Annotated in this window: 16 protein-coding genes; 7 read left to right on the top strand and 9 right to left on the bottom strand. The window is 59.0% G+C overall.

Going from position 1 to position 16,678, the window contains the following annotated elements; translation table 11 throughout:
• Window positions 1-9 precede the first annotated feature (9 nt).
• The gene (gshB, locus tag ACR0MJ_RS16025) at window positions 10-942 is read left to right on the top strand and encodes a glutathione synthase (protein WP_170513972.1); all 933 of its coding nucleotides are present in this window, start codon (window positions 10-12) and stop codon (window positions 940-942) included.
• Here the strand turns inward: gshB and ACR0MJ_RS16020 are convergent.
• From ACR0MJ_RS16020 to cobU, 4 genes are read right to left on the bottom strand one after another with little or no spacing between them, the layout of a single operon-like run.
• The gene (locus ACR0MJ_RS16020) at window positions 939-2,453 is read right to left on the bottom strand and encodes a YifB family Mg chelatase-like AAA ATPase (protein WP_480761735.1); all 1,515 of its coding nucleotides are present in this window, start codon (window positions 2,451-2,453) and stop codon (window positions 939-941) included. The genes gshB and ACR0MJ_RS16020 overlap by 4 nt on opposite strands.
• 47 nt (window positions 2,454-2,500) lie before the next feature.
• Entirely contained in the window at window positions 2,501-3,385 is an 885-nt protein-coding gene (locus tag ACR0MJ_RS16015) for a glutathione S-transferase (protein WP_170408307.1), read from the bottom strand.
• A gap of 58 nt (window positions 3,386-3,443) precedes the next feature.
• Window positions 3,444-4,022 carry a histidine phosphatase family protein gene (locus ACR0MJ_RS16010; RefSeq protein ID WP_170408306.1) on the bottom strand — a complete coding sequence of 193 codons (579 nt, stop codon included), beginning with the start codon at window positions 4,020-4,022 and terminating at the stop codon, window positions 3,444-3,446.
• A complete protein-coding gene (gene cobU / locus ACR0MJ_RS16005) occupies window positions 4,019-4,540 on the bottom strand; it encodes a bifunctional adenosylcobinamide kinase/adenosylcobinamide-phosphate guanylyltransferase (protein WP_170408461.1) in 522 nt (173 codons plus the stop codon). Before cobU ends, ACR0MJ_RS16010 begins: the two co-directional genes overlap by 4 nt.
• A 103-nt stretch (window positions 4,541-4,643) precedes the next feature.
• On the opposite strand from cobU, the gene ACR0MJ_RS16000 reads away from it, so the two are divergent.
• From ACR0MJ_RS16000 to ACR0MJ_RS15975, 6 genes are all read left to right on the top strand, one after another.
• Window positions 4,644-5,522: an RNA polymerase factor sigma-32 gene (locus ACR0MJ_RS16000; RefSeq protein ID WP_170566354.1), complete on the top strand. Its 879-nt coding sequence runs from the start codon at window positions 4,644-4,646 to the stop codon at window positions 5,520-5,522.
• Window positions 5,519-6,340, top strand: coding sequence for a ChaN family lipoprotein (locus ACR0MJ_RS15995; RefSeq protein WP_170395880.1), 822 nt, complete (start codon window positions 5,519-5,521; stop codon window positions 6,338-6,340). The genes ACR0MJ_RS16000 and ACR0MJ_RS15995 overlap by 4 nt, the downstream gene beginning before the upstream one ends.
• 63 nt (window positions 6,341-6,403) lie before the next feature.
• Window positions 6,404-7,600 (top strand): bifunctional phosphopantothenoylcysteine decarboxylase/phosphopantothenate--cysteine ligase CoaBC, encoded by a 1,197-nt coding sequence (coaBC, locus tag ACR0MJ_RS15990; RefSeq protein ID WP_480761731.1) that lies wholly within the window; start codon window positions 6,404-6,406, stop codon window positions 7,598-7,600.
• 26 nt (window positions 7,601-7,626) lie between these two features.
• On the top strand, window positions 7,627-8,082 hold the full coding sequence (gene dut, locus ACR0MJ_RS15985) for a dUTP diphosphatase (protein WP_480615444.1): 456 nt from the start codon (window positions 7,627-7,629) through the stop codon (window positions 8,080-8,082).
• Complete coding sequence (locus tag ACR0MJ_RS15980) at window positions 8,082-9,128, top strand: HesA/MoeB/ThiF family protein (RefSeq protein WP_480761729.1); 1,047 nt, start codon at window positions 8,082-8,084, stop codon at window positions 9,126-9,128. The genes dut and ACR0MJ_RS15980 overlap by 1 nt, the downstream gene beginning before the upstream one ends.
• A gap of 75 nt (window positions 9,129-9,203) precedes the next feature.
• On the top strand, window positions 9,204-11,219 hold the full coding sequence (locus tag ACR0MJ_RS15975; protein WP_480761728.1) for a M3 family metallopeptidase: 2,016 nt from the start codon (window positions 9,204-9,206) through the stop codon (window positions 11,217-11,219).
• On the opposite strand, the gene ACR0MJ_RS15970 is transcribed toward ACR0MJ_RS15975, so the two are convergent.
• The 5 genes from ACR0MJ_RS15970 to mreC are packed head-to-tail and all read right to left on the bottom strand — an operon-like array spanning window position 11,216 to window position 16,672.
• The gene (locus tag ACR0MJ_RS15970) at window positions 11,216-12,148 is read right to left on the bottom strand and encodes a 2-hydroxyacid dehydrogenase (RefSeq protein WP_480736981.1); all 933 of its coding nucleotides are present in this window, start codon (window positions 12,146-12,148) and stop codon (window positions 11,216-11,218) included. The two genes, ACR0MJ_RS15975 and ACR0MJ_RS15970, sit on opposite strands and share 4 nt — an antisense overlap.
• A gap of 10 nt (window positions 12,149-12,158) precedes the next feature.
• Entirely contained in the window at window positions 12,159-13,298 is a 1,140-nt protein-coding gene (rodA, locus tag ACR0MJ_RS15965; protein ID WP_170395892.1) for a rod shape-determining protein RodA, read from the bottom strand.
• The gene (gene mrdA / locus ACR0MJ_RS15960) at window positions 13,295-15,244 is read right to left on the bottom strand and encodes a penicillin-binding protein 2 (protein ID WP_170512994.1); all 1,950 of its coding nucleotides are present in this window, start codon (window positions 15,242-15,244) and stop codon (window positions 13,295-13,297) included. Before mrdA ends, rodA begins: the two co-directional genes overlap by 4 nt.
• Complete coding sequence (locus ACR0MJ_RS15955; RefSeq protein WP_480761726.1) at window positions 15,241-15,780, bottom strand: rod shape-determining protein MreD; 540 nt, start codon at window positions 15,778-15,780, stop codon at window positions 15,241-15,243. Before ACR0MJ_RS15955 ends, mrdA begins: the two co-directional genes overlap by 4 nt.
• Entirely contained in the window at window positions 15,770-16,672 is a 903-nt protein-coding gene (gene mreC / locus ACR0MJ_RS15950) for a rod shape-determining protein MreC (protein ID WP_480761724.1), read from the bottom strand. Before mreC ends, ACR0MJ_RS15955 begins: the two co-directional genes overlap by 11 nt.
• Between the last annotated feature and the right edge of the window lie 6 nt (window positions 16,673-16,678).

The following is a 16,678-nucleotide window of genomic DNA, read 5'->3' as shown; positions in this document are numbered from 1 at the left end:
GGATACACCATGAAGATCGCCTTTCAGATGGACCCAATCGGGGCCGTGGATATCAACGCCGACAGCTCTTTCCGTCTGGCAGAAGAGGCTCAGGTGCGCGGCCACCAGCTGTTTTTTTATGGCCCGGATCAACTGGCTTACCAGGAAGGCAAGATCACGGCGCGCGGCCATGACATGACGGTGCAACGAGTCGCTGGCAACCCGGCAGTGTTGGGCCCTGAGCGTGAAGTGGACCTTGCTGAATTTGATGTCGTCTGGCTGCGGCAAGACCCCCCGTTTGACATGCACTACATCACCTCGACCCATTTGCTTGACCGGCTAAAGGGGCAGGCCCTGGTGGTTAACGATCCGTTTTGGGTGCGAAACTATCCCGAAAAGCTGCTGGTTCTGGATTTCCCTGAACTGACTCCGCCCACCACGATTGCGCGGGATTTGCGAACCATCAAGGCGTTCAAGGAAAAGCATGGCGATATCATCCTCAAGCCGCTTTACGGCAACGGAGGTGCTGGCGTATTCCGTCTTGATGCGAATGACCGCAACTTGACGTCGCTGCATGAGCTGTTCACCGGCTTTTCTCGTGAGCCTCTGATCGCGCAGAAATTCCTGCCCGATGTTCGCAATGGCGACAAGCGGGTCATACTTGTCGATGGAGAGCCAGTGGGCGCCATCAACCGGGTTCCGGCTGAGGGCGAGACCCGCTCGAACATGCATGTGGGCGGGCGCCCCGAGAAAATCGGCCTGTCCGAGCGAGATATGGAAATCTGCGCTGCGATCGGACCGTTATTGAAGGAACGTGGTCAGATCTTTGTGGGGATCGATGTAATTGGCGACTACCTGACCGAGATCAACGTGACCTCACCCACTGGTATTCAGGAGCTTGAGCGGTTCAATGGCGTGAACATCGCCGAGAAAATCTGGCAAGCGATTGAGGCGAAACTTTAAGCTCCTGCTTTGGCGCTGATGCGAAAGCTCAGCGCCTCGGCGACATGGGGGCGGCGCACATCCGGCTCACCTTCGAGGTCGGCAATGGTGCGGGCCACGCGTAGGATGCGGTGAAAGGCGCGGGCCGACAGGCCAAAGCGTTCCGCGGCTTTTAGCAATAGTTCTTTGCCCTGAGCATCAGGGGCGGCGATTTCTTCCAGCACATTGCCTTCGACATCTGCGTTTTGACGGATATTTGGCGTGTCGCGAAAGCGATCTGCTTGTATGGCGCGCGCCGCTTCAACCCGCTCTGCGACGGCCGCAGAGCTGTCGCCGGTAGGCGGCAGGTCGAGATCGGTAAATCCGACCGGAGGGACTTCGATGCGCAAATCGAACCGGTCCATCAACGGCCCTGAGATACGCCCCAAGTAATCCTCGCCACAGACCGGTGCGCGTGAACAGGCGCGGGACGGGTCCGTCAGGTATCCGCATTTGCACGGGTTCGCGGCGGCTACCAGCATAAAGCGGCATGGGTATTTCACATGGGCGTTGGCGCGGGCGACCATGACTTCGCCGGTTTCAATCGGCTGTCGCAGGGTTTCCTGCACGGTGCGCGGAAATTCGGGAAACTCGTCCATGAACAGAACGCCGTTATGCGCCAGTGATATCTCACCGGGTTTCGCACCTTTGCCACCGCCCACGATCGCCGCCATCGAAGCGGTATGGTGCGGCTCGCGAAACGGTCTGGCGCGGCTGATGCCCCCTTCGTCCAGTAAGCCGCAAAGCGACTGGATCATCGATGTCTCTAAAGCTTCGACCGGGCTCAGAGGCGGCAAAATACCCGGCAGACGCGCCGCCAGCATGGATTTGCCGGAACCCGGTGTCCCGATCATGATCAAATGATGCCGCCCGGCTGCGGCGATTTCCAAGGCGCGTTTGGCGCGCTCTTGCCCCTTCACGTCCCGCAGGTCCCGTGCGTTGGGTGATAGTTTCACTTCGCCCGGTGTCGCAGCGGGCAGCGCAGACTGACCGGTAAAGTGCCGCACCACATCCCCCAACGAGCCCGCTCCGATCACCTGAGTGGCGTCAACCCACGCGGCTTCGGCGCTAGAGGCGCTGGGACAAAGCAAGCTGCGATCATCGGCGGCTGCTGTCATGGCTGCGGGCAGCGCGCCGACGACGGGTACCAGAGAACCATCCAAAGACAACTCGCCCAACGCGACAGCGCCCTCGGCAGCATCCGCTGGAATGATTTCCAACGCAGTCAACAAAGCGACGGCGATAGGCAGGTCGAAATGGCTGCCCTCTTTGGGCAGATCTGCAGGCGAAAGGTTAATCGTGATCCGTTTCGACGGCAGCGCGATCGCCATCGAACTTAGCGCACTACGAACACGGTCCCGTGCTTCGGAGACTGCCTTGTCCGGCAATCCCACGATGGAAAAGGCCGGAAGGCCCGGTGAGACGGCGCATTGCACCTCGACCGGGCGGGCATCGACCCCTTGAAAGGCAACGGTGTGGGCGCGGGCGACCATGGCAATCCTGTTCTTGGTTAACAGGACGTTGCTGCCATGGCTGCAGTTTAAGAATCGTTAACGTCAGCAACCATCGCCGTAAATTTCGGCCACGCCTCAGGGTCGGCAATGGTCTTGTCTCGGCAAAACGGATTACAAAAGCCCCAAATCTTGCCATCGAGTTCCAGATAGTCTTGTACAGGCTTGCCGGAATAGGGGCAGGCTGTGTTGACCGAGGGGCCTGTGCTGACTGCCAATGCCCCTGAACCCCCGCCAATTGGCCAACTGTGTGCGGGAAGGTCTTGCGGATACGGGAAGGGCTCATACGCGACCGTCATGCCCATGGCGCGCCATTGCCGAACTGCGATATCAGAGAGCAGGTGCATGCAGTATGCACGATTGACCTCGGACACGGGCAGGCCATAGCCGACAATCCGCGCAGCGACCGGCGTGTAGAAAATATCAGCCAGAGAATAGGCACCAAACAGCGGGCCCGACGCGGCGCCAGAGACCTTCCGTGCATGGGCCCAGAGGGTTTCGATCCGCTGCAAATCAGTCATCGTTTCAGGTGAAGGTTTGAACCCTTCCCAGCAACGTTTCAACTGCATGGGGCATTGCCCCCGCAGCGCTGTGAAACCGGCAACCATTTCAGCACAAAGCCACCGGGCTGTGGCGCGCGCGGCGGGGTCTGACGGCCAAAGCCCTGCTTCGGGGTGGCGTTCGGCCAATGTCTCTGCCATCGCGAGGCTTTCGCCGACCACGGTTCCATCTGGTAGACGCAGCGCAGGAACAAGGCGCGCCGGGGCCAGTGGTTCCATATCCGCCGCCATTGTGCCGGAATAAAGGCCAATCATGTGGGTGCGGTATGGCAGGCCGAATTTCTCAAGCATCAGCCATCCGCGCATGGACCAGCTCGAGAACAACCGGTCACCGATAAAGAGATCATATGTCATGCGGCAACGATGTCGGACAGAGACGCGTCGGTAAATCAGAGATTTGTGCGCAACCTTATCACGGTCGGTGATTAATCCGACCTACAGTCCAACCATCGTTATGGCGCGTGATCTCGGTGACGGACAGGTTGTCGATGCGGTGACCAAACGCGTGTTGGGCGTCCACGTCCAGAGCGCGTTGGACCTGAGTCAGGATCACTCCGAAATGGGCGACCAGGACTAGGTCACATCCGGTATGGGCCGCGATCAGGGTGTCGACGACCCTATCGACACGCGCGCGGACCTCATTCCAGCTTTCCCCGTTTGGAGGCCTGACCTCGCCCGGATTATCCCAGTAGGCAAAGCAAAGCTCGGGGTCTTCCGCCTCGATCTCGGCGAAGGGGCGCATCTCCCAGTTGCCGAAATTAATTTCGCGCAGATCGCGGTGGTGCGGAAGGCGGAGTCGCGTGCCTTGAATGGCGCTGGCCGTATCGCTGGCGCGTGACAAGTCTGATGAGATTACGACGGCATTGGAAGGCAGATGCGCATCAAGCCGTGCAATCGCGGCCTTATCACTCAAGTCGGCAGGAAGGTCGGACCAGCCTACCATAGTTTTAGCATGGGTGGGGCCGTGCCGTACCAAATGCAGGCGCGTCATAGGGGTTGCCCTTTGAGAACCAGCGGCAGCCCGGCCGTAACCTGCACCACCCGATCTGCCTGCGCAGCCAAAGCGATGTTCAGCCGTCCCTGCGCCTCGCGGAATCGACGGGATAAGGCGTTGTCGGGGACGATCCCGTGGCCGACTTCGTTTGATACCACGACGATCTGGGCGGCACAGGTCTTCATCGCCTCAAGCAGCCCGGCCTGTGCTTCCTCTAGGTTATTCTCTGCCAGCAGGTGATTTGTCAGCCACATGGTTGCACAATCGATCAGGCAAATCTGATCATTTGTCAGCTTGGCGAGTTCCGGCGATAGATCAAATGGCGCTTCGATCGTCGTCCACCCGCTGCCGCGTTGTGCAATATGTTGCCTGATTTTTAGGCGCATCTCGTCATCAAACACTTGTGATGTCGCAAGGTAAACGCGACTTTTCCCAGTTGAAACAGCAAGTTGCTCCGCAAAAGCAGATTTTCCGGATGCAGCGCCGCCTAGGATAAAGGTTAAATCGGCATGCACTTTTATTACCTTTCTGGTGATCCACCCGGTTTTGTCCTGCGTATCGACCACAAGTCGGCAAGGCAAGCCCGGCCCATCGCCTGTGATAAAAGGGGAGAATTGCATGGCACTCGACAACGCACATGATTTTTCGATGTCCCGTAAGGCAATGAAGGCCGAGTTGCTGGATGCCGAGACAGAACTGAAACTGGCCTATGCCTGGCGCGATGAACGCGATGAACAGGCGCTGCATCGCCTCATTACGGCTTACATGCGGCTGGCGATATCAATGGCGGCGAAATTCAAACGCTACGGCGCGCCGATGAATGATCTGATTCAGGAGGCGGGACTGGGCTTGATGAAAGCCGCCGACAAGTTCGATCCGGATCGGGGTGTGCGGTTTTCAACGTATGCAGTGTGGTGGATCAAGGCCAGCATTCAGGATTACGTGATGCGCAATTGGTCGATGGTGCGCACTGGTTCGACCTCTTCCCAGAAATCGCTGTTCTTCAACATGCGTCGGGTACAGGCGCGTCTGGAGCGCGAAGCCGCGACTGAGGGGCTGGAGCTGGATCGCCATCAGTTGCATCAGAAGATTGCCGCCGAAATCGGAGTCCCGCTGCGTGATGTCGAGATGATGGAAGGCCGTCTGGCAGGGTCCGATTTCTCGCTGAATGCGGTGCAGTCTGCAGATGAGGACGGGCGCGAGTGGATTGATGCGCTGGAAGATGACAGCGAACAAGCCGCCGAGGTAGTAGAGAACAGCCACGACAACCAGCAACTGCGCGAATGGCTGGTGGCGGCGATGCAAGCTTTGAACGATCGCGAGCGGTTTATCGTTCGCGAAAGAAAACTGCGTGAGCCTGCCCGGACGCTGGAAAGTCTTGGGAAAGAGCTTGGCCTGTCGAAAGAGCGTGTGCGCCAGCTCGAGGCGGCAGCGTTCACAAAGATGCGCAAGAACCTTGAAGCGCAATCGCGCGAGGTGCAACACTTCTTCGCATGAAACCTCTTGCGATTCTTACAGCTTTTGTGTTGCTCGCCACTTTGCCTCAAACGGTTCGAGCTGCTGAATTTATCCCTCAGGACGTGTTGGCCGACATGCGGGCCGCGGATGTCGTCATTCTGGGCGAGATACATGACAACCCTCAGCATCATCTGGTCCAAGCCGAAGCAGTTGAGGCAATCACGCCCACGGCGGTTGTCTGGGAAATGGTGACCGAAGAAGGTGCTCAGCGGTTGGCTCAAAAAGCGGCAACCAATCCCGAGGAGCTGTCCCGAATTCTGCGCTGGGCAGAATCCGGCTGGCCGCCTCTCAGAATGTACTACCCCATTTTTCAGGCCGCGGATGTGCCGGTGTATGGCGCGATGGTTCCGCGTGAAGCGGCCCGCGCTGCTATGGAACGCGGGGCGGCCACAGCGTTGGGGGCTGATGCGGCCAGATATGGATTGACTGTACCCCTGTCGGATGAAGATCAAGCCGCACGCGAGGCTGATCAACTGGCGGCACATTGCGACGCATTGCCCGCTGAAGTTCTACCGCAGATGGTAGCCATTCAACGTCTGAGGGACGCTGTGTTGACCCGAGCCATTCTGCGCGCCACCGACGAAACTGGTGGGCCTGTCGCGGTCATCACTGGCAATGGCCATGCCCGTAAGGATCGCGGAATTCCGACTTTTCTGTCGCGACTGCGCCCCGGTTTGAAGGTCTTTGTACTTGGACAATCCGAAGATGGGGTCGTGAGCGGGGATTTTGATGCTGTTATCGATAGCCCCACAGTCGAGCGAGAAGACCCCTGCAAAGCCTTTGAGGTGCAGAATTAACTGCTGGAACTGCCCGCCAGCGTTGCCTAATGTCAGGGCCGACCGGGACGGGAAGGGCGAGCCATGCTGTCATCGAAACGTATTCTGCTGATTATCGGCGGTGGGATTGCGGCCTACAAGTCGCTGGACCTGATCCGGCGGTTGCGGGAACGTGGTGCGGCGGTCACGCCGGTTTTGACGCGTGCTGCCGAAGAATTCGTAACTCCGTTATCCGTGTCTGCCCTCGCCGGTGAAAAGGTCTATCGAGATATCTTTGATCTGACCGATGAAGCTGAGATGGGTCATATTCAGCTTTCCCGTTCGGCTGATCTGATCGTGGTTGCTCCGGCAACGGCCGATCTGATGGGTAAGATGGCAGGCGGGTTAGCTAATGATCTGGCCTCGACCCTTTTGATGGCGACCGATACGCCGGTTCTGTGTGCGCCTGCGATGAATGTCCGCATGTGGGAGCATCCCGCAACCCGGCGTAACCATGCGCAACTGGAAGCAGACGGCGTGCGTTTTGTCGGCCCCAACGAAGGCGATATGGCTTGCGGTGAATACGGTCCGGGCCGCATGTCGGAGCCACTTGAAATTGTAGCTGCCATCGAGGCGCAGTTCGGGGATGGGCCTTTGGCTGGCAAACGTATTCTGGTGACCTCGGGCCCGACACATGAACCAATTGATCCGGTACGTTACATCGCCAACCGATCGTCGGGCGCGCAGGGGACAGCTGTCGCACGCGCGCTATCTGCGCTGGGGGCCGATGTTACATTTATCACGGGTCCGGCTGACGTGCCTCCTCCAGACGGCGTGAAGGTCGTGCGTGTAGAGACCGCGCTGCAAATGTCGGATGCGGTCGACGCAGCGCTTCCGGTGGATGCAGGGGTATTTGCAGCTGCAGTGGCCGATTGGCGGGTATCCAGTGCCTCGGACCAGAAGCTGAAGAAAAGCCGCGACGGGGTGCCCGCGCTAGAGTTTGCCGAGAATCCCGACATTTTGAAGCGCATCGCGCGAATGGGAAGTGGCAGGCCCGTTTTGGTGGTGGGTTTTGCCGCCGAAACAGACAACGTGATCGAACATGCTACGGCCAAACGTGCCCGCAAGGGCTGTGACTGGATCGTTGCGAATGATGTCAGCCCCGCGACAGGTATCATGGGCGGTTCTGAGAATGCGGTGATCCTGATCTCAGAGCAAGGTGCCGAAGAATGGCCGCGTATGGACAAGGATGATGTGGCAAAGCGGTTAGCAGCCAAGATCGCCGGCGCGTTGACCAGATAGCAGCCATAAAGACAAGAGGTACAGGTATGGTGGCAATTCGCGTGATCCGAGAGGAAGGGGCTGACCCGTTGGTGCCATTGCCTTCCTACGAAACCGCGGGTGCTGCCGGGGCGGATGTGCGCGCCAATCTGCCGGATGGTACGTCTATTATTCTGGAACCGGGCCGTCGTGCGCTGATACCGACAGGCCTTAGGATCGAAATTCCGCAGGGGTTCGAGGTTCAGGTGCGTCCACGATCGGGCCTAGCCTTGAAACACGGGATCACCTTGCCCAACACTCCGGGTACAATCGACAGCGACTATCGCGGGCCGTTGGGCGTGATCGTGATGAATGCGGGTCAGGACCCCTTCGAGATTACGCATGGCGAACGTATCGCGCAACTGATCGTCGCACCGGTGGTGCAGGCCATGTTCCAGGACGTTGAGGCTCTGACCGAGACTGATCGCGGCGCGGGTGGCTTCGGCTCGACCGGGCGCGGCTGATGCTGCTGGTTCTGATCCTTGCCACCGGGCTTTGGGGTGTCGGCTATATCGCCGGGGTGTCGCGCAGCGCGCGTCTGGTTTCCATTGGCGCGCTCCTGATAGGCGTGATTATTGCTCAACTTCTCCTGCCTGAGGGAAACCCGTTGCGTCAGGCGACCGGTGGGTCGGCAGCGATGTGGCTGATCCTCGCTGGAGCGGCTGTGCTGGTGCTGCTTTATGGGCGGGGTTTGAAGGCGTTGCGAAATCGCGCCGCGTCCGGCCAGACGTCGGAGCCCGCCAAGCCATCCGAACAGTTCAGCGAGACCGAGCTTGAACGCTATGCTCGCCACATCGTTCTGCGTGAACTGGGCGGTCCCGGCCAAAAGCGAATGAAACAGGCGCGCGTGCTGGTGATCGGTGCGGGGGGGCTCGGCGCGCCCGCCCTGCAATATTTGGCTGCCGCCGGAGTGGGAACAATCGGCGTAATCGACGATGACGAGGTCGAGAACGCGAACCTGCAGCGGCAGGTTATTCACCGCGATGCTGATATCGGTATGCCCAAGGTGTTTTCAGCCCAGCAGTCTATGTTGGCGCAGAATCCCAATGTGATTGTCTTGCCTTATCATCGCCGTCTGACCGAAGAGATTGCAACAGATCTGTTCGCTGATTTCGATTTGATCCTTGATGGCACTGACAATTTCGATACCCGCTACCTGGCCAACCGAACGGCCGTTGCATTGGGCAAACCGCTGATCTCGGGGGCGCTTTCGCAATGGGAAGGGCAGCTGAGTGTGTTCGATCCCGCCACAACCGGCTCGTGCTATCAGTGCATTTTCCCCGAAGCGCCTGCCGCCGGCCTTGCGCCTTCTTGCGCCGAGGCTGGAGTAATCGGCCCACTGCCGGGTGTGGTCGGCTCGATGATGGCGGTTGAGGCGATCAAGGTGATCACCGGCGCCGGGCAGGCATTGCGAGGTGAGATGTTGATCTACGATGCGCTATACGGCGAAAGCCGCAAGATCACCCTGGCGCGTCGCACCGATTGCCCGATCTGCGGGGCATCTCATTAAGGCGGGCTCAAATTTTCGGGTAGCTCTGGATCATTTCGACGGGCGGTCTTAGCTATGAGGTCAAAGGAGACCTCAATGACCAACCCGATCCTTTCTGACTGGAACACGCCCTTCGAAATCGCACCGTTTGACACAATCTCGGATGATGATTTTTCCCCCGCGCTGAAACAGGCGATGCACGCACATGATGCCGAGATTGAGGCGATAGCAGCGAGTCCGGACACGCCCACATTCGCCAATACGATCGAAGCGCTGGAGGCTGCAGGCGAGCAGATGGATAAGGTTCTATCGGTCTTTTTCACCGTTGCAGGTGCGGACAGCAACCCCAAGCGTGAGGAACTGCAACGCGAATTTTCGCCCAAGCTGGCGGCACACTACTCGCGCATCTCATCAAACAAAGCACTGTTTAAGCGCGTGGCGGATTTATGGGACCGGCGCGATAATCTGGACCTGACCGATGAACAGGCGCGCGTTTTGATGCTGTCTCATCGCGGGTTCGTGCGGGCGGGGGCGGCGTTGACCGGCGCTGACGATGCAAGAATGCAAGAGATCAAGGCCCGTTTGGCGTCTCTGGGCACGTCCTTCACGCAGAACTTGCTGGCGGATGAACGCGACTGGTTCATGGACTTGACCGAAGAAGACCTGCAAGGCTTGCCGGATTTTGTTATCGATGCAGCGCGCGCAGCGGGTCAGGAAAAGGGGGCGGATGGCCCGGTGGTGACCCTCTCTCGGTCGATTATCGTGCCCTTTCTGCAATTCTCGCCCCGCCGGGATTTGCGTGCAAAGGCTTATCGCGCGTGGACTGCACGGGGGGCAAATGGAGGTGAGACCGACAACCGCGAGATTGCGGCGGACATCCTGCGCCTGCGCGAAGAACGCGCCAAGCTGCTGGGGTATGCCAGCTTCGCCGCCTACAAGCTTGAGACCGAGATGGCCCGCACACCAGATCGCGTGCGAGAGTTGCTGCTGGATGTGTGGGAGCCCGCCAAATCCCGCGCCGACGCAGATGCCGAGGTGCTGACGGCAATGATGCAAGAGGAGGGCGTAAATGACCCGCTGGAAGCGTGGGATTGGCGCTACTATGCCGAGAAACGCCGCAAGGCCGAACATGATCTCAATGAAGCGGCGCTGAAGCCGTACCTGCAACTGGACCGGATGATCGAGGCGTCTTTCGCCTGCGCCACACGGCTGTTCGGGCTGGAGTTCGCGCCGCTTGATGTGCCGCTCTATCATCCCGATTGCCGTGCATGGGAGGTGACCCGTGACGGGCAGCATATTGCGGTGTTCATCGGTGACTACTTTGCACGCGGATCGAAACGGTCGGGTGCATGGTGCAGCGCAATGCGCGGGCAGGCGAAATACCCGAAAGAACAGGCTCCGGTCGTGATCAACGTCTGTAACTTTGCCAAAGGTGAACCAGCGCTTTTGTCCTATGATGACGCCCGAACGTTGTTTCACGAGTTCGGCCATGCCCTGCACCAGATGCTGTCCAATGTGATCTATGAGAGTATCTCGGGCACCTCGGTGGCGCGTGATTTCGTTGAACTGCCCAGCCAGCTTTACGAACATTGGCTGGAAGTGCCCGAGATATTGGCTGAGTTCGCCACTCATGCCGAAACGGGCGCATCGATGCCGCAGGAGATGTTGCAGAAGGTGCTACAGGCCGCCAATTTCGATCAGGGGTTCCAGACGGTGGAATATGTTGCCTCGGCCCTGGTCGATCTGGCGTTTCATGAGGGGGCTGCCCCCGCTGATCCGATGGAGAAACAGGCCGAGGTGCTGGCCGAAATCGGCATGCCTCGGGCCATTGGAATGCGCCACGCCACCCCGCATTTCGCCCATGTCTTTGCGGGCGACGGTTATAGCTCGGGCTATTACAGTTATATGTGGTCCGAAGTCATGGATGCCGACGCCTTTGCCGCCTTTGAAGAAGCGGGCGGTGCGTTTGATCCCGAACGCGCCAAGGCACTGGAGGAACACATCCTGTCAACTGGCGGATCCCGCGAGGCGGAAGAGCTGTATCTGGCCTTCCGTGGACGTCTGCCTGGCGTCGAAGCCTTGCTGAAAGGCCGCGGGCTGATCGCGGCCTAGTACCCAAGCTTTCGGTCAACGAGGTGGAGAAAGGGTTCACCCGCTTCACCTCGGCGAATGTTCTCGCAGATCACCTGAGCTGCGGTAACAGGTCTGGTTTCCGAGGCTATATGTGGCGTCACCGTCACATTGGGATGTGCCCAATAGGGATGCTCGGTCGGCAGAGGTTCGGTGCGGAAGACATCCAGCGTGGCGTGCCCGACCTGCCCTGAATTCAGCGCGGCCAGCAGGGCCTCATCATCGATAAGCGGCCCGCGACCCGGATTGATGATCTTGGCCCCTTCCGGCAACAGCGCCAGTGTCTCGGCGTTGAGCGTGTTTTCGGTCGCCGGAGTATCTGGCAGCAGCAAAACCACTATCTCGGCCTGGGACAGTGCATCGCGCAGCCCGTTCTTACCATGCAGACAGGTCACGCCGGGAATAGTCTTGGCGGTACGGCTCCAACCGATGACATGGAAATTCAACGCTGCCAACGCGTGGGCCGATGCTTCACCCAATGCGCCCAAACCCAAGATGCAGACGGTGCGTTGCTGGGCCAGTGGTGGCGCATCAGGTGTCCAGACCCCATCCTGTAGCGTAATGTGTTGGTCCATCCCAAGGTGATAGCGCAGCACATGGCCCACCACCCATTCCGTCATGCCTTGCGTTAACCCCCCGTCAACCATACGCGCCAGCGGAACGGTCAAGGTTTCATTACCCGAGATTTTCTCAACCCCCGCCCAGAGGCTCAGCACCGCCTTGAGCCGTGTGAAGGGCGTGAAATCCTGTACCCCTCCGTTCGGGGCGTAAACGATGTAGTCGACCTGATCGGCAGGGATGTCCGTGGCCAGATGAAAATCTAGCCCTGCGTCCGACAAGTATTGATGCATCAGAGCTTCATACTCAGGCCACAACTCAGGGCGCGCGGAAAACAGGACATTCACGGGCATGGGAAACCTTTCAGCGGGGACGATGTATATGGGCGCTTTGAACGATGCCAAAGGCGGCCATCAGGACCAGCATGGCCGAGCCGCCATAACTGACCATCGGCAGCGGTACTCCGACCACAGGGGCCAGCCCCATCACCATCGACATATTGACGGCAAAGAACAGGAAGAAATTCAGCGCGATCCCAAGTGTCACCAGAGACGAGAAACGATCCTTGGTCGACAGCGCCGTGACCATGCAGAAGATCAGGATCAGACCGTAAAGGATCAACAGTGTGATGCCGCCGACAAAGCCGAACTCTTCGGCCAAGGTGGTGAAGATGAAATCGGTGTGTTTTTCGGGCAGGAAGTTAAGACGTGATTGCGTTCCCTGCATGAAACCGCGCCCATTCCAGCCCCCCGAACCCAGAGCGATCTTCGATTGCGTGATGTGATATCCCGCTCCCAACGGATCGGTTGAAGGATCCAGAAACGTATCGATGCGTCGGAACTGGTAATCTTTGAGCAACTGCCATTCAGTCCCTCGGCTGTTGAACACCGCAGCAATTAGGCCAACCCCCGCTGCAATCACGGCAGCGAAATAGGCCCAATGCACCCCGGCAAGGAACATCAGACCACCACCAGCAGCCAATAACAGGATCGATGTGCCTAGGTCGGGCTGGCGCAGCACCATGAATGTCGGGATCAGGATCAGAATGACCGGGATAATCACCCAGAGCGGGCGCGAGGTTTTGTGCGCCGGCAGCCAGTCGTAATAGGCGGCCAGCACCATCACCAACGCCACTTTCATTACTTCTGAGGGTTGCAGCCGCATGAAGCCCAGATCAATCCAGCGCTGCGCCCCCATGCCGATCGTTCCAAACAGTTCGACCACGATCAGTAGACCGATCGCGCCCAGATAGGCCACAACCGACATGTTCCGCCAGAACCAGATAGGCACTAGCGCAATGATAAACATGGCTGCCAAGCCCAGACCGAACCGTTCCATTTGTGGTTCCGCCCACGGCATCCAGGATCCACCCGCGACCGAGTAGAGCATCAGGAACCCCGCGCTTGCCACGCTGATCAGCAACAGGGTGAGCGGCCAGTTCATATAAAGGAACTTGCGAAACCCCGACGGCGTGGATTTGACGGCATATTCAAGATAGCTCATGCGCGGTCCTTCTCGTCAGGACGCGCTTTGGGGCGACGGTCACCCTCCAGCCGTTTCTGTTGTTCTTTGATGCGCTCTCGGTCTCCGGCCGGATACGCCTCGAGCGGTGGCGTGCCATCGTAGAGTGCCTGCAGCATGATATCGCGCGCCACTGGCGCCGCGGCTTTGGAGCCGCCGCCGCCGTGTTCCACCACCACAGCCACAGCGTATTTCGGATTGTCATAGGGGGCGAAGCTGACGAACAGGGCATGGTCTCGACGCTCCCATGGCAGGTCTTCGTTTCGGATCACACCTGCGGCGCGTTCTGCCTTGGTAATATTGCGCACCTGACTGGTGCCGGTTTTGCCTGCCATGCGGAACTCATCGGCGATGATGCGACTGCGATACGCGGTGCCACGCCTGTTATTCGAGACTGTGAACATGGCTTTGCGCACTTGCTCAAGGTTGTTGCGGTTCACCTGCAGCGGTTCACCCGCGCCCGAGGGCTGTTCAACCCCATTGATTGATCGAACAAGGCGTGGTTGCACGGCGCGACCTGTCGCCAAACGCGCCGTCATCACGGCCAATTGAAGCGGTGAGGCAAGCATGAACCCCTGACCGATCGAAGCGTTTGCAGTGTCACCCACCAGCCAGTCCTGTCCGTGAACCCGCTGCTTCCATTCCTGATTGGGGGCAAGCCCGGCAGCAACGGCAGACATCGGAATGTCATGTTTGATACCCAGTCCGAAGGTGCGCGCCATCTCGGAAATCCTGTCGATCCCGACGCGTATCGCCACGTCGTAATAGTAGACGTCGCAACTGCGCTTCAGCGAAGTTTCAAGGTCAACCGTCCCGTGCCCGCCGCGTTTCCAGCAGTGAAAGCGGCGGCTGCCCACTTTCATGTGACCCGGACAGTACACCGTGCTGGAAGGGCTGATCACCCCGGCTTCGAGCGCAGCCATGGCGGTAATCATTTTGAAAGTCGATCCAGGAGGGTAGGTGCCCTGCACCGTTTTATTGGCAAGCGGGCGATACTTGTCCTGCGTTAGCATCTGATAGTCCGCCACCGAGATCCCACGCACGAACAGGTTCGGATCGAAGCTGGGGGCCGAGCTGATGGCGCGAATGTCGCCGGTTTCGCAATCGATCACGACCGCAGCGGCGCTTTCCCCAGCCAATCGCGCCTGCGCGTATTGCTGCAGATTGGCGTCGACTGACAATTGCAAATCTGCCCCGGCTTCACCGACCTGGCGGTCCAGCTCGCGCATCACCCGGCCTGTGGCGTTGACCTCAACCCGCTTGGCGCCCGCCTTACCGCGCAATGTGATCTCTTGCTTGGCTTCCAGCCCGACCTTGCCGATCTGGAACCGTGGGATGCGCAGTACCGGCTCGGGGTCTTCAATCTGGCTCAGATCATAGTCGCTGACCGGGCCGACATAGCCGACTACATGGGCGAAATCTTCATAGCGCGGATACTGGCGTGTCATGCCGACCTCGGGCGTGACACCAGGCAGTGCGGGGGCATTGACCGCGACTTTCGAGATATCCTCCCACGTTACTTGATCGGCCAGCGTGACCGGCAGAAACGGGGCCGATCGGCGCATTTCGGTTTTGGCACGCTCGATCTCATCCCCGGTCAACGGGATCAGTTCCGAAAGCTTGGCGATGACCTTGTCGATATCGCCTGCATCCTCGCGCACGATGACGATGCGATAGGACTGAGAGTTTAATCCTATGATCTGCCCGTTCCGGTCATATATCCGGCCCCGGGTTGGTGGGATCAGACGGATGTTGATCCGGTTTTCTTCGGCCAGCAGACGGTATTCATCCGCTTGATCCACCTGCATGAACCGCATCCGGGCTGCCAGCCCCCCGATAAAGGCCGCTTGTAGCCCACCGAGGATCAAGGCGCGGCGCGGCAAACGTTTGTAAGCAAGGCCCTTGGGCTTTGGTTTGCGCTGCTTCATGGCCGCACCCGTGGCATCGTGCTGTCGGCAACAGATTTGCGCCTTACGCCAAACACAGTTTGGCTCAACAAAACCATCACAGGATAGATTGCGATTGTCAGAATAACTTGCACCACTACCGGTCCCAGAGTTGCCTGTTGCACCGAGAGGATAGCAAGAATGAGTCGATTGAGCACAAACACAACCGTGATCACTGCCCCGACGGTTGCCCATTCGCCCACAAACCCACTGTCTTTCATGCCAGCCGCAGCGGAATGAAGATAGGCTGCACCCAGAACCACCAACGCAGCAAGCAACCCGGGTGGGCGTTGCAAAAGCAGATCGGCCATGAACATGACGATGGCAATGATCAGGATCGGAATATATTCCGGCCGCCGCAAAACCCAAGCGTAAGTAAGAGCGATCAGTATGTCAGGAAAGGGCAGGCGATCAGGTTTTGTATCCAGGGGCAACAGGTGCAGGAACACCACAAATACCGCCAGAGCGACATAGAGACCGCGCTTGGCCCACAGATCTGAGACCGACCTATCCATCATTGACATCGGATGGGGTCAAGGATGCTTCGGGTTGACGGGGGCCGACGATATCACCGGATTCCGTGATTGGTGGGGCCGACTGATAGCGTAGTACGCGCAGAAACTCGAGCCGCTCGAAATCTGCCGACAGCCGCACGCGCAACCTGCCACCGGGATCAACCGTGATTTGACCGATCAGCAAGCCACCGGGGAACACGCCACCATCGCCTGATGTAACGACCCGGTCGCCCGGTCGCACGAGTTCCCGGTTTTCCAGAAACTCCACTGCAGGGGCCGAAGTATTGTCACCTGCGATCAGCGCCGTCTGCCCCGAAGGCTGGATCGTCGCCGGGATCGCGCTTGAGGCATCGGTCATCAGGATCACGCGCGCGGTATCCGGGCCCACGCCCGAGATGCGCCCGACCACTCCGATCCCGTCCATCGTTGCCCAACCATCCACGATCCCGTCACGCTCGCCTACGTTCAACAGCACAGATTGCCTGAAGGGTGAGCCGCTATCGGCCATCACAACTCCTGTGACATAGGTCAGGCGCGGATCGAGCCGTACGTTGTTGAGATCCAGCAGGCGGGCGTTTTCCTGTTCCAGCTGCAGCGCGGCCTCTTTCCAGGCGCGCATCAGGCGCAGCTCGCTGCGCAATTCCTGGTTCTGCTCGCTGAGCCGCTGATAGCTTTGGAAATCACGAGACAGGTTCACCAGCGCAGTGACCGGGACCATTGCCCACTCCATCGAGGGGACAACCTTGTCCACCACCTGTGCGCGGAACCTTTCGACGCGCGGGCTGTCGATGCGCCAGACCAGAAAGATACCAAGCAGGCACAGTACAACAATCCCCAGCAACAGTCGACGCAGAGGTGTCGTGTATTCATCGCGCTGTGATCGGTCCTTTGCCACAGGTTA

Source organism: Ruegeria sp. C6, assembly GCF_056537625.1.
Note: the sequence above shows the minus strand (reverse complement) of the source record. Positions and strands in the feature narration are given on the sequence as shown.

Excerpts from the sequence above, each read along its gene's own strand:
- ACR0MJ_RS16015 (WP_170408307.1), bottom strand. The coding sequence starts at position 3,385 with ATGACATATGATCTCTTTATCGGTGACCGGTTGTTCTCGAGCTGGTCC.
- ACR0MJ_RS15955 (WP_480761726.1), bottom strand. The coding sequence starts at position 15,780 with ATGATGGATAGGTCGGTCTCAGATCTGTGGGCCAAGCGCGGTCTCTAT.
- ACR0MJ_RS16020 (WP_480761735.1), bottom strand. The coding sequence starts at position 2,453 with ATGGTCGCCCGCGCCCACACCGTTGCCTTTCAAGGGGTCGATGCCCGC.
- ACR0MJ_RS16010 (WP_170408306.1), bottom strand. The coding sequence starts at position 4,022 with ATGACGCGCCTGCATTTGGTACGGCACGGCCCCACCCATGCTAAAACT.
- dut (WP_480615444.1), top strand. The coding sequence starts at position 7,627 with ATGGTGGCAATTCGCGTGATCCGAGAGGAAGGGGCTGACCCGTTGGTG.
- mrdA (WP_170512994.1), bottom strand. The coding sequence starts at position 15,244 with ATGAAGCAGCGCAAACCAAAGCCCAAGGGCCTTGCTTACAAACGTTTG.
- ACR0MJ_RS15975 (WP_480761728.1), top strand. The coding sequence starts at position 9,204 with ATGACCAACCCGATCCTTTCTGACTGGAACACGCCCTTCGAAATCGCA.
- ACR0MJ_RS15980 (WP_480761729.1), top strand. The coding sequence starts at position 8,082 with ATGCTGCTGGTTCTGATCCTTGCCACCGGGCTTTGGGGTGTCGGCTAT.
- rodA (WP_170395892.1), bottom strand. The coding sequence starts at position 13,298 with ATGAGCTATCTTGAATATGCCGTCAAATCCACGCCGTCGGGGTTTCGC.
- coaBC (WP_480761731.1), top strand. The coding sequence starts at position 6,404 with ATGCTGTCATCGAAACGTATTCTGCTGATTATCGGCGGTGGGATTGCG.
- ACR0MJ_RS16000 (WP_170566354.1), top strand. The coding sequence starts at position 4,644 with ATGGCACTCGACAACGCACATGATTTTTCGATGTCCCGTAAGGCAATG.
- gshB (WP_170513972.1), top strand. The coding sequence starts at position 10 with ATGAAGATCGCCTTTCAGATGGACCCAATCGGGGCCGTGGATATCAAC.
- ACR0MJ_RS15995 (WP_170395880.1), top strand. The coding sequence starts at position 5,519 with ATGAAACCTCTTGCGATTCTTACAGCTTTTGTGTTGCTCGCCACTTTG.
- ACR0MJ_RS15970 (WP_480736981.1), bottom strand. The coding sequence starts at position 12,148 with ATGCCCGTGAATGTCCTGTTTTCCGCGCGCCCTGAGTTGTGGCCTGAG.